The sequence below is a fragment of the Siphonobacter aquaeclarae genome, from assembly GCF_900103285.1.
Lineage (GTDB): Bacteria > Bacteroidota > Bacteroidia > Cytophagales > Spirosomataceae > Siphonobacter > Siphonobacter aquaeclarae.
Map to the genome: position 1 here is coordinate 660,573 of NZ_FNGS01000002.1, position 12,608 is coordinate 673,180.

At 56.2% G+C, this 12,608-nt stretch carries 10 protein-coding genes; 7 read left to right on the forward strand and 3 right to left on the reverse strand.

Translation table 11 applies throughout. The features are described 5' to 3' along the window. Nucleotides 1–51 precede the first annotated feature (51 nt). The 4 genes from BLR09_RS06270 to BLR09_RS06285 all read left to right on the forward strand — a co-directional run bounded on the left by BLR09_RS06270 (nucleotide 52) and on the right by BLR09_RS06285 (nucleotide 4,950). Nucleotides 52–597 (forward strand): NUDIX hydrolase, encoded by a 546-nt coding sequence (locus BLR09_RS06270; RefSeq protein WP_093199188.1) that lies wholly within the window; start codon nucleotides 52–54, stop codon nucleotides 595–597. Then, complete coding sequence (fdhD, locus tag BLR09_RS06275; RefSeq protein WP_093199191.1) at nucleotides 594–1,394, forward strand: formate dehydrogenase accessory sulfurtransferase FdhD; 801 nt, start codon at nucleotides 594–596, stop codon at nucleotides 1,392–1,394. The genes BLR09_RS06270 and fdhD overlap by 4 nt, the downstream gene beginning before the upstream one ends. Next, nucleotides 1,391–3,682, forward strand: a complete 2,292-nt coding sequence (locus BLR09_RS06280) for an FdhF/YdeP family oxidoreductase (RefSeq protein ID WP_093199193.1) — start codon at nucleotides 1,391–1,393, stop codon at nucleotides 3,680–3,682. The genes fdhD and BLR09_RS06280 overlap by 4 nt, the downstream gene beginning before the upstream one ends. 110 nt (nucleotides 3,683–3,792) lie before the next feature. Next, nucleotides 3,793–4,950, forward strand: a complete 1,158-nt coding sequence (locus BLR09_RS06285) for a sensor histidine kinase (protein ID WP_093199195.1) — start codon at nucleotides 3,793–3,795, stop codon at nucleotides 4,948–4,950. Here the strand turns inward: BLR09_RS06285 and BLR09_RS06290 are convergent. From BLR09_RS06290 to BLR09_RS06300, 3 genes are all read right to left on the reverse strand, one after another. Next, nucleotides 4,943–5,320 (reverse strand): DUF779 domain-containing protein, encoded by a 378-nt coding sequence (locus BLR09_RS06290; RefSeq protein WP_093199198.1) that lies wholly within the window; start codon nucleotides 5,318–5,320, stop codon nucleotides 4,943–4,945. The genes BLR09_RS06285 and BLR09_RS06290 overlap by 8 nt on opposite strands. A gap of 82 nt (nucleotides 5,321–5,402) precedes the next feature. Beyond that, entirely contained in the window at nucleotides 5,403–6,926 is a 1,524-nt protein-coding gene (locus BLR09_RS06295) for an aldehyde dehydrogenase family protein (protein WP_093199711.1), read from the reverse strand. A gap of 94 nt (nucleotides 6,927–7,020) precedes the next feature. Beyond that, nucleotides 7,021–7,953: an AraC family transcriptional regulator gene (locus BLR09_RS06300; RefSeq protein ID WP_245689875.1), complete on the reverse strand. Its 933-nt coding sequence runs from the start codon at nucleotides 7,951–7,953 to the stop codon at nucleotides 7,021–7,023. A 202-nt stretch (nucleotides 7,954–8,155) separates the two neighbouring features. Between BLR09_RS06300 and BLR09_RS06305 the strand changes: the two genes are divergently transcribed. From BLR09_RS06305 to BLR09_RS06315, 3 genes are all read left to right on the forward strand, one after another. After that, complete coding sequence (locus BLR09_RS06305; protein ID WP_093199202.1) at nucleotides 8,156–10,186, forward strand: TonB-dependent receptor family protein; 2,031 nt, start codon at nucleotides 8,156–8,158, stop codon at nucleotides 10,184–10,186. Between the two features lie 4 nt (nucleotides 10,187–10,190). Beyond that, nucleotides 10,191–11,291: an XdhC family protein gene (locus tag BLR09_RS06310; protein ID WP_093199204.1), complete on the forward strand. Its 1,101-nt coding sequence runs from the start codon at nucleotides 10,191–10,193 to the stop codon at nucleotides 11,289–11,291. 206 nt (nucleotides 11,292–11,497) lie between these two features. After that, nucleotides 11,498–12,568 (forward strand): acyltransferase family protein, encoded by a 1,071-nt coding sequence (locus BLR09_RS06315; protein WP_093199207.1) that lies wholly within the window; start codon nucleotides 11,498–11,500, stop codon nucleotides 12,566–12,568. The last annotated feature ends 40 nt before the right edge of the window (nucleotides 12,569–12,608 follow it).

A 12,608-nucleotide genomic window follows, 5' to 3' on the forward strand; every position in this document is an offset into this window, starting at 1 on the left:
CCGTAAATCCGCATCGGAATCTACCGCGCCGTACCGGCGCATTCTTCCCCCATGGAATACTTTGAACTGTTCGACGAACGGAACCTGCCGCGGTGGCAGCAAAAACCGCGGCCGGAGGTTCACCGTGACGGCGACTGGCACCGCAGCTCGTGCGTATGGGTCCTGAACGAAAAGCGTGAGCTGCTCGTCAACCACCGGCATCCGGATAAGGACGTTTTCGCAGACCTCTGGGATGTCAGTATTGCCGGGCATCTCAGCCCGGGTGAGAACTTCCGGGAATCGGCGCTCCGGGAGGTGCAGGAAGAGCTCGGCTACCGGCCGCTGTCGTCGGAGCTGGTTTTTATCGACGTCTGGCGAATGGATGGGTTTGACATACAGACCCGCTTGTATGACCGGGAATTTGCCGGCGTATTCTGCTGGAAAACAGATCTGCCTCTTTCGGCGTTTATCCCGCAGGAAGACGAGATTTCTGAGCTGCGGTACCTGCCGCTGGAGCAGGTAAGAAAAGAACTGCAGCACCCGGGAACAGGTCTCGCCTATATTCCGATGGAAACCGTTTTTCTCGACATATTGGAACGCATAGCCGCGATGGAATGAAAACCGATGAAACTGTTTCGGTCATACGCCTCGGGGAGGGCCGTCGCCGGGAAGAGGACGACTACCTCGCGCCCGAAGAGCCCCTCGAAATAATACTGGTCTGGCCAACGTCCGGCGGATGGGAACAGGTACCCTTGACCCTGACCATGCGCACGCCCGGAGACGACGCCGACCTGGTACGCGGACTGTTACTGACCGAAGGGCTTGTGCGTTCGTCGGACGACATCCGGCATATCCGTGTCAATCCCTATGTCAATCAGGCACATGCGGAGCTGGCCGGTCCTGTGACGGTACCACACCGGCACTTCTTCACCAGCGCGGCCTGCGGCGTATGCGGGAAAACCGGCGCCGACGCCCTGCTCACCCGCGTACCCGGGCCGCTTCCCCCGCCGGTCCCCGTACTCGACACCGAAATACTCTTCTCTTTGCCGGAAAAACTCCGGAGTGCACAACCGGCCTTTGATCGTACCGGCGGGCTGCATGCCGCCGCTCTGTTTGACCTCGACGGGCAACTACTTGCCGTTCGGGAAGACGTCGGCCGGCATAATGCCGTTGATAAAGTACTCGGCGCCTGTGCGGACCGGTTTCCGATGCATGAGACTGTATTACTCCTCAGCGGGCGCGTCGGTTTCGAACTGGTTCAGAAAGCCGCGATGGCCGGTATTCCGGTCGTAGCGGCAGTCAGCGCACCATCCAGCCTGGCCGTCGAAACGGCGTCAGCCTGCGGCATTACCCTTGTCGGATTTTTGCGTGGCCGCCACGCCAATGTATACTCTTTTCCTGAGCGAATACGATGAATGCTACCCTTGCCCAACCGCCGGCTACGCATACGGGCCTGCGACTGACCGTTCCGGAAACAGCTGCCGTCGGATTTCCGGCCCTGTTTTCCGCTCTTTCCCAGATGAATCACTACATGCACTGGGCCGACGCGGTCAAAGCCTCGCTGAAAATGAACCAGAAAGGCGGGTTCGACTGCTCCGGATGCGCCTGGCCGGACCCGGACGGGCACCGCTCTTCTCTCGGAGAATATTGCGAAAACGGCATCAAGGCGCTCGCGGAAGAAGCTACCTACCTGCGTGTGACGCCGGCTTTTTTCAAAGAGCATGCGGTGGAAACGCTGGGTACCTGGAGCGATTTCGAACTCGGAAAAGCCGGGCGGTTGACAGACCCTATGGTACTCCGGCCGGGTAGTACGCATTATGAACCGATACGCTGGGAAGAAGCCTATGCCCTCATTGCCGGTGAACTCAACGCGCTCGATTCACCGGACGAAGCGGCTTTTTATACGTCCGGCCGGACAGGCAATGAAGCGGCATTTCTGTATCAGTTGTTTGTGCGGGAATTCGGAACGAATAACCTGCCTGACTGCTCCAACCTATGCCACGAGTCCACGAGTGTGGCGCTCGCCGAAACCCTGGGCATCGGCAAGGGATCGGTGACGCTCCATGATCTGTATGATGCGGAAGTCATCCTCGTCATCGGTCAAAACCCCGGCACCAATCATCCCCGCATGCTTTCGGCGCTGGAAAAGTGCCGGGAGAACGGAGGTAAAATTGTCAGTATCAATCCGTTGCCGGAAACCGGCCTGATCCGCTTCGTCAATCCCCAGCGGCCTTTCAAACTGCTCATGGGCGGTACCGAGCTGGAAACGCTGTTTCTGCAGGTGCGGATCAACGGAGACGCTCCCCTGCTCAAGGCGGTGATGCTTCTTCTCCTGGAAGCGGAAGAACGGAACCCCGGCGCGGTCTTCGACCTGGATTTTATCCGGGATCAGACAACAGGTATAGAAGCCTTTCTGGCTGATTTGAGAAAGCAGGATTTTGCGGCGCTTGTCCACGATTCCGGCGTTCCGGAGGCGAAAATCCGGGAACTTGCAAACCTGCTGATTCCGGCTCAGCGCATCATCATCTGCTGGGCGATGGGCGTGACACAGCACCGCAATTCCGTCGATATCATCCGGGATATTGTCAACCTTCTGCTGCTCAAGGGTTCGATCGGAAAGCCGGGGGCAGGCACCTGCCCGGTTCGCGGCCATTCCAACGTGCAGGGCGACCGCACGATGGGTATCTGGGAGCGTCCGCCGGTTGCTTTTCTGGATAGCCTGAAGGCAGTTTTCGGTTTCGAGCCGCCGCGTGATCACGGCTATACGGTCACCGAAGCCATTCAGGCTATGCACGAAGGGAAAGTCAAAACACTGATTGGATTAGGAGGTAATTTCCTGTCCGCCAGCCCGGATACCGAATTTACCGCCGAGGCGCTCCGGCGTTGCCGGCTCACGGTCCATATTTCCACCAAACTCAACCGCAGTCACCTCATACATGGGCATACGGCACTGATCCTGCCGGCGTTGGCGCGGTCAGACCGCGACTTTCACGGAGGCGAAGAGCAGTTTGTCAGTACCGAAAATTCGACCGGCGTGGTACAAAGCTCGAAAGGTGTACTGGCGCCGCCGTCGGCACAGTTGCGAAGCGAAGTATCAATTGTAACCGGCATTGCGCGGGAAGTACTCAAGGGACGGACAGTTGTGGACTGGGATCAGCTCGCTGCCCACAACGATCATGTCCGGGAGAAAATAGAAGCGACGATTCCCGGTTTTGACCGGTACAACGAACGGGTACGCCAGCCTGGCGGCTTCTACCTTCCCAACGGCGCCCGGAATGCTGAATTCCGTACAAAAACCGGCAAAGCCCTCTTTACCATTGGTCGATACGAGCCTATCCGGACACAGCCCGGCGAGCTCCTGATGATGACCATCCGGAGTCATGATCAGTACAACACAACGATTTACGGGCTGGACGACCGCTACCGGGGCATTCACCACGAACGCCGGGTTGTCCTGATGAACGCTGAGGATATCGCCGAACAGGAACTGACCGCTGGTCAGCCCGTCACCCTTTTCAGCGACTACGAAGGTGAAAGACGGGAGGCGAAGTCGTTTCTCGTTGTCAGCTATCCTATTCCGAAAGGATGTTGCGCAACGTACTACCCGGAGACGAATGTGCTGATTCCGGTGTGGCACCGGTCGGAAGACAGCAAATGCCCCGCATCAAAATCCGTACTCGTCCGCGTTGAAAAAGAGCGATAACCGCAGGCTCTTTTTTACCTCATTCCGGCACATTTTTTCAAACAAGAGGCAAAACTGTCCAAAAATTTCTACATTTAACCCTATTCCGTTCACTAGACAGTAGCTGCCTGATGCATACCCCACCTACCTTTCCGGTTGCGCCGGACGAAGCCGCTATGCCTCCGGTCCTGGGACTGACAGGCAGAACGTTTCTCCGGAGTCCACAGCCCTGCGCTTTGCTCTGGGGTACGGAAGGGTGGTTTATTCCTAATGCCGCCTTTGCCCGGCTGTTTGCGCTGTCTCCCGGAGAGACGTATCGCCGGGAAGTTACCCTCCCTCTTTCCTGGAACCTCGTACTTGATTCATCTTCGTCCGGTAACGCAACCGTCGCGACGGAAGAAGGTTTGTGCAGTATTACCGTGACTGTTGTTTTCGGAGAAGACGACCGGGAAGAAGGCCGGCTCCTTCAGCTTGGGCCTCCTGTACAACGGGATGAACAGGAACGGGAATTGAACAGGCTTACCCGCGAGCTGGATGAACTGCTCGCTACCCGGAACCGGGAATGGGCTGAACTCAACGACACCTGCCAGCGAATGCGGCATTACCAGGAACAATTTGCTGCCCTGGCCTCACACGATCTCCACGAGCCCCTGCGCAAGATCAAGTCCTTCAGCGAAGTACTCCGGAAACAATATATTCCGGCCTCGGATATGTATGCGCAAAATGTAGTCTCGCGCCTGCGGGGAGCCGTTCAGCGGATGCAGCAGTTGCTGGATGATCTCAGCACCTTCTCCGAGCTGGCCTTTCGGCCGGAATCGCTCCGGCGGCTGGCGCTGACCGACTTCGTCCGGGAAATTGTTCAGTCAGATACCTTCCGTGAGTATGACATCGCCGTTGAACCCCTGCCGGAAATCGACGCCGATCCGGCACAAATGAGCCAGTTATTCGGGCAACTGCTCCGGAATGCGGTCAAGTTTACCCGGCCCGGAGAGGCACCCCGGGTCCGGATATCGGGAAAAGTATGGGAGGAAAAACGGCAGGTGCCGGAACAGCCCGCCCGGTGGGTGGCGCTTCAGGTGGAAGACGAAGGCATTGGTTTCGGGGAAGAAGACCGCGAACGGATCTTTCAGTTATTTCAGCGGCTTCACGGGCGCGAGCAATATCCGGGATCGGGAATCGGGCTTGCCGTTTGCCGGCGCATTGCCGACCTGCACGGCGGAAGCATTGAAGCGCGCGGTATTCCGGAAAAAGGATCGGTTTTTACGGTATACCTGCCATCGGTCAGTTAGTGACGCCGGAGGCGACCGGCGTCAAATCTTCCAGCTCCTCTTCCGTAAACAACCGCGAGCGGATCAGAAATCGTACTCCCAGCGGAATTTCTGCTGAAAAACTCGCCCCGCGCCCGGGTACTACGTCGAGTGTCAGCTGGGTATGTTTCCAGTATTCAAACTGAAAGTCGCTCATCCAGAACCGGCAACCGTGTACCGTACCAAGCAGCACGTCGTGGCTGCCGATGCGGAAATCACTGACCGGGAAACACATGGGCGACGAGCCGTCGCAGCACCCTCCGCTCTGGTGAAAGAGTAATTCACCGTGCTCGGCCCTGAGCCTGTCAATGATGGCTTTCGCCTCGTCTGTCACTAATACGCGTTGTACCATCGTGTTACGATAAGAAAGCGGGACGGCGAAACGCCGCCCCGCTGTTGTGCACCTTACTCAAACTTACTCACTGTAAATCAGCCTAAAAGAAACCTAACTTTTTCTTGTCGTACGAGATCAGCATGTTCTTGTTCTGCCGGTAGTGCGCCAGCATCATCTTGTGCGTCTCGCGGCCGAATCCGGACTTCTTGTACCCGCCGAACGGCGCATGCGCCGGGTAGGCATGGTAGCAGTTGACCCACACGCGACCGGCCTGAATAGCCCGGGGTACGGTATAGAGCTCGTGCGCGTCGCGCGTCCAGACACCGGCGCCGAGGCCATAGAGTGTATCGTTGGCAATGGCGATGGCTTCTTCCGTTGTTTTGAACGTCGTCACCGACAATACCGGTCCGAAGATTTCTTCCTGGAAGATCCGCATTTTGTTATGCCCCTTCAGGATCGTCGGCTGGATGTAATAGCCGTTTTCAAGGCCGCTGTTCTGGTGGAAAGCCGCGCCGCCGCAGAGTACCTGCGCGCCTTCCTGCTTCCCGATATCGATGTAGGAAAGAATCTTTTCGTACTGATCGCGAGAGGCCTGGGCTCCCATCATCGTCTCCATGCTGAGCGGGTCGCCGAGCTTGATGGCGCGGGTACGGGCGAGTACTTTGTCGATGAATTTTTCGTAGATCGACTCGTGCACGAGCAACCGCGACGGACACGTACAGATTTCACCCTGATTGAGAGCAAAAAGCACAGCGCCTTCGATCGTCTTGTCAAGGAAATCGTCGTCTTCGTCCATCACACTCGGGAAGATGATATTGGGAGACTTTCCGCCCAGTTCCATCGTCGCCGGAATGAGGTTTTCGGCGGTATACTGGAGGATGAGGCGACCGGTCGTGGTTTCTCCGGTGAAGGCTACCTTAGCCACCCGGTTCGATGAGGCGAGCGGTTTGCCGGCTTCCAGTCCGAAGCCGTTGACGACGTTGAGTACCCCATCCGGAAGCAGGTCTCCGACCAGTTCCATCAATACGAGGATACTGGCAGGCGTCTGTTCGGCGGGTTTTACCACTACGGTACAGCCTGCCGCAAGCGCCGGCGCGATTTTCCAGGCGGCCATCAGCAGGGGGAAGTTCCAGGGAATGATCTGCCCTACTACGCCGATCGGCTCGTGGATATTGAGCGATACGGTGTTTTCATCCAGCTCTGCTACTGAACTTTCTTCCGCCCGAATGACACCGGCATAGTAGCGGAAGTGGTCGATTACGAGCGGAATATCCGCAAACGTCGTTTCCCGAAGTGCCTTCCCGTTTTCGATGGTCTCCACCCGGGCGAGGTAATCGAGGTTCTGCTCGATCCGGTCGGCAATTTTCAGCAGTACGTTGCTCCGGGCGGCAGCGGCGGTTTTCGACCAGGCAGGAAAAGCGGCGTGCGCGGCGTCCAGGGCGAGGTCGACGTCAGCGGCGGTCGACCGCGCCACCTGGCAAAACGGCTTTCCGTCTATCGGAGAGATATTTTCGAAGTATTGTCCGTTGACAGGGGCGACCCACTTGCCTCCGATGTAGTTGTCGTAGCGTTCTTTAAAAGAGGGGCGTTTCTCCTTGGCGGGAGCTGCAAGCGTTGCTTCCATAATCATCAATCGTTTACGAGGTTTACGGAAGCAAAGTTCGAGACCGGATGGCCTCGCTATTAGAATGATCCTATCAAAGAATGGATCGATCCTATCATTCGCCGAGCATATGTACCGCGGCGGTATGCCGGTATTGCAGCGGCGTTGCCTGGGTCTGACGCTTGAAGAGCTTGAGAAAGTGATTGAGGTTATTGAACCCGCAGGCTACGCTGATATCGCCGACACTCCGCGTAGTGGTTTTCAGTAACTTCTGAGCCAGCAGAATACGCTGCTGGTTGATGTATTCCACCGGAGACATCCCCAGCTGGGCTTTGAACTGCCGGTAAAAATTCGGCTCGCTCATGCAGGCCTTGTCGGCCAGCTGCCGGATGTTGAAGTTGAGATGGAGATTCTGCTGTATATACTGAGCGATAAAAGCCAGCCGGTTCGAAGACGCGTATCGCACCGCATTATCCAGCAGCAACTGCCGGGCCTGGGTCTGTACCATCCGTACCGTCAATTCCTTGATAATCAGATCAGCAAAGAAATCTTTCGCAGGATTATTCTCCGTAAAAACAGCGACAAGCCGGTTGAGCAGGCCGTTGACGGCCGACGAATTATTGAAATAAAAACTATGGTCGGAAAGCTTCCAGCCCGTCGGCGAATCGATCAGCGGAACAGCGTCGTTGAGTTCTCCCGTCATCTGAACGATCTTCTCCTGCGACATGGCAAGGGCCAGGCACTGGGTAGGGCTCTCTTCCGTCGCATCCGGAAAATCAATGCGCATGGTCTGGTCTCCCGGTACCAGAACTGATTCGCCCGGGAGGTAGTTAAACGCCGGCGTCTCGTCGAGGTGCATGACCTTCCGGCCGCGGATCATGCTGGTCAGGACCGGATTATGGAACGTCAGCTCTACCGATTCGGCATGGGAATGCGTTTCGTAAATATTCAGCTCCGCGGTTTCGATGGTGTAGGCCGTTCTGTTCTCGACCACCTGCTCCAGCTTGCGGTTCTTGAGATGATTCCGGATATCGAGCGAGCCATTCATAGTCATTCCGATCAGGGCTAATACAGTACGATACTAACAAAAAGTTACAATTTTTTATTGGACGGGACTAAGAATAAAACAAATTGTTAGAGGAATGTCTCCGTTTTCAGCGACAGACTTGTTCTTTTCATCGAACTCCGTTTCATCCCCGGCGGAAACGAGGCATTTTTGAGTTTCTGTTCGCTGTTCCCTCGAAACCATCATGAAACCCCTTGTTGCCGCCCTTGTATTCCTTCCTGTTCTGACCTATGGCCAGGCGGACAGCCTCCGGACCCGAAACCTGGACCCGGTCGAAGTCAATGCTACCCGCCTGCATACCGCCGAAAACCGAAGCGCCTTTGCCGTGTCGGTGCTCGGTCAGCACCGCCTTCAGGTCGGGCAGCCTCAGCTTTCGCTGTATGACGCCATGGGCGCTGTACCGGGCGTATTCGCCCAAAATCCGGATAATTTTGCGCAGGACCTCCGTATTTCCATCCGGGGTTTCGGCGCGCGGTCCTCTTTCGGAATACGCGGGCTGAAAATCCTGCTCGATGGCATTCCGGAATCCACGCCCGACGGGCAGGCGAAAGTCAATAACTTCGACGTCGGCAGTCTCGGGCAGCTCGAAGTCATCCGTGGCGCCGCGTCCGCTCTGTACGGAAATGCCTCGGGCGGTATTCTCTCTTTTACGACTGAAACACCCGCCGGGCCGTTTGCCGAAGCGCAGTTCGTCGCCGGCAGCTATGGTTTCCGGCGGTACCAGGTGAAGGCCGGGCAGCGTTGGAAACGCTCCTCCCTCCTCCTCAATGCCGCACACAATGAGCAAAGCGGCTACCGGGATAATGCCTCGGTGAGCAACTGGCTCGTGAACCTTAAATACCAGTATGACCTCAGTGCTACCGGAAAACTGACGTTTCTCTACAACCTGTCCAACGGTTCGGCGAATGATCCGGGCGGACTTACCCTCCAGCAGGTCGGCGAAAACCGCCGTATGGCCCGGCCCCAGAATGTTCAGTTTCAGGCTTTTTCAGGCGCGACCCAGCACCGTACGGCGCTGTTATATGATCAGTCCGCCGGAAAAAAACACCAGTTTCAGGCCCGCATTTTCTGGATGCGACGGGATTTCGACAACCGGCTTGCCTTCCAGGCGGGCGGGACGGTCGGGTTTATCCGCCATTTCACCGGCGGCGGCCTCAGTTACCAGTACACCGATCAGTTGGGCGCCGTCAGCTACCGCCTGAAAACCGGCGTCGACATCGAAAACCAGCAGGACGACCGCACCCGGTACGACAACCTCCAGGGCAAACAAGGTAGTCTGTCCCTCTCTCAGCTGGAAACCTTCCGGACTATCGGCACCTACCTGCTGCAGGAAGTAGGATTGACAAAAAACCTGCTGGCGACCGTCGGTACACGCTTTGACATCATCCGGATTACTGCCGACGACCGTTTTCTGTCCGACGGAGATCAATCCGGCAAACGCTCCTACAACCGCTTCAGCCCGACGCTCGGCCTCAACTGGGAGTTCCGCCCCCGCCGCAGCCTGTATGCTAATTTTTCGACCAATTTTGAAACCCCGGCCCTCACCGAGCTGGGGAATAATCCGTCCAACCTTGGTGGCTTCAACCCGGAGCTTGGCCCCATGCGCGCGCGCAGCGTGGAAGTGGGTACGCGGGGTACCTTTCACCGGGTAAAACTGGACGTAGCGTTGTTTCACGTCCGGGTAGAAGGCGAAATTGTGCCGTATCAACTGGTCGATTTTCCCGGAAGAACCTTTTACCGGAACGCGGGCAACTCCCGCCGGAACGGGGTTGAAATAGGCGTGACCACCGAAGTCACCCGCGGCCTTTCCCTTTTCCTCAATTATACCTATTCCGACTTCAAGTACCTGGCATACAGTACTATAGAAGGCTCGTTTGACGGTAAACGTCTCCCGGGCATTCCCCGTCATTTTGTCTATGGTGAAGCACGGTACTTCCTCCCCGGTGGCTTTTACGGGATCATACAGGCCAGGTATACCGGTGATTTTTATGCAAACGACGCCAATACCGTTCCGACGAACGCGTATACGGCCGTCAACCTGCGGACAGGCTACCAGCTCAAGCTGAAGGGCTTTACGCTCGAACCTTTTGCCGGTATCAACAACCTGACCGATGCTGCCTACTTCGCCAACGTCCAGATCAATGCGGCAGGCGGGCGGTATTTTGAACCTGCCGCCGGACGCACGTATTTTGGCGGCCTGAAACTGCGTTTGTAACGGCATGAAAGAAATCCGAACCATTCTGGAGCGCTACGCCCAACTCGATTTTACGCAGACAAAAGCGGCGCTGGCAACGGTTGTGCGGGTCGAGGGAAGTTCCTACCGGCGGGTAGGCGCGCGGATGCTCGTCACCGAAGACGGGCAATGGGTGGGCGGCATTTCCGGCGGATGCCTCGAAGGCGACGCCCTCAAACGGGCCCGGCTGGCCATGGCCAGCGGTGTCCCGGCATTGGTGACGTATGATACCACCGACGACGACCCCTATCAGATCGGCGTCGGGCTGGGCTGTAACGGGATTATCGACGTATTACTTGCCCCGCTGTCTCCGGACGATGCACAAAACGCTGTCCGTCAGTTGGAAATGCTACCCGGCCGGCGCGAAAGTACGGTCGTTCTGACCGTTGTCCGGGGAGGAGCGTTGACGGGTCGGGTATTTTTATTTTCGGACGAAGCATCCTTCCGGGAGACCTTTCCACGCGCGGATTTGTCGGATACCCTCGTCGAGCATATTCATCAGCACCTGCAAAGCGGTCGTTCCGGAATCGCCGAAGCGGGTGATCTCTCCGTTTTGCTGGAAGTAGTCCCCCCGCCTATTCACCTGTTTATCCACGGCGGAAATTACGATATCTTCCCGCTGGTACGGCTGGCCAGGGAAATCGGCTGGCTGACCACTGTATTCTGCAATACCCTCAAAATCAATCAGGTAATCTTTGATTGGGCGGATGAAGTTGTTGCGAAAGATACCATCAGGCCGGTCGACGCACATACCGCCGTCCTGCTCATGGCGCATGATTTTGAGACGGACTTCCGGAATTTCGACCGGTACCGTCGCGAGGCGCTGCCCTACATCGGGCTGCTGGGACCGCGGAAACGGTTTGAGAAAATCATCAGCCGGTTGGCGGAAAACGGGGAGAAAATAGCCGACGAAAGCCATATCTACAGCCCAGTCGGCCTCGACACCGGCGCTTCTACCCCCGAAGAAATAGCGGTGGCCATTCTCGCCGAAATCCGCTCCGTCTTCTCCGGGCGGGGAGGCGGGTTACTGCGGAAACGCGTCGGACCGATTTACGGGGAAGATTACGCCGCTGCCACTCGGGAATAGCAAACTGACGCCGCCTCTTCGCATAACTACTGCTTAGGTTTCCGCGCCTCTTCTCCTCAGAGCGGGCAGACACGCTGTTTCCTTTCCGGATGGTCTGTGTCGAAAGCCCGGTAAATCTGGCTTCATTATCGCGGCCAATTATTATCCGTTATCTTTGTAACTTTTCCCCTACCCACGTATTTATTGTTGAATGATTTCAGATCAGAATGGAGCCTAAGAAATACGCGTACATTGATAGTTTGAGAGGTATTGCGATTTTGCTCGTGGTGTTGGTACATACCGGACAGCATGGTGCCCAGTTGCAGTTTATTCCCGGCCGGATCGCCGAGTTTATCCAGAATGGGAAGTACGGCGTGCAGCTTTTTTTCCTGGTCAGTGCCTACACGCTGATGTTATCGGAGAAAAGCAGGCGCGGGGAGGCGGACCACCTGACGAAGTTCCTCGTGCGCCGGATTTTCCGGGTAGCGCCGATGTATTACCTGGCGGTGTTGTACTACACGATCTGGCGGGTAAACGGGTTTCACTTCAGCAGTTTTGACTGGCATCGTTTTCCGACAGCGCTGACGCTCTCCAATCTGTTTTTTGTGCACGGATTCCAGCCTGAATGGATCAATTCCCTGGTTCCGGGGGGCTGGTCTATTGCGGTCGAAATGACATTTTACTGCCTTCTGCCCCTGCTCATTCCCCGGATAAAAAACCTGGATCAGAGCATTATCCTGCTGCTGATTTCACTGCTGATCATGTCGGTAGCGAAGCATTTTGCCCCACCCCGCTTTCCTTTGTTCAGCTACTATTATTTCCCGAATCAATTTCCGGTATTCTGCCTCGGAATTGTGGCCTATTTCGTTACCACGACGAAGGAATCTATCCACGCTCCGGCATTGTTTTGCCTGGCTGCACTGGCATTTACATTCAACTATACGTTTATCCCCCAGCACCTGATTCACAGTATCGCCTTCTTCCTGCTGCTACTGGCGGTGAGAAAGTATCCTGTCGGACTTCTGGTTAATCCTGCTCTGACGTACCTTGGAAAGATAAGCTTCAGCATTTACCTGCTGCATTTTATTGTTCTCCAATGGATGGGGACGTTTGGTTTCATGGATTTTCTCCCGGTGACCGGTACCTCATCCGCCCTGCTTAATTTTGCATTGAGGTATGCGGTAGTGCTGGGTATATCGGTCGTTATCGCTTCTCTGACCTACCGGTTTGTAGAAGCCCGATTCCAGCAAACAGGCAGGAACATTCTCCGGAAAATGAACGAAAAAGCACTGGCTTAGGCCAAAGCAAAAGGGCCTCCGGAGCATTCCGGAGGCCCTT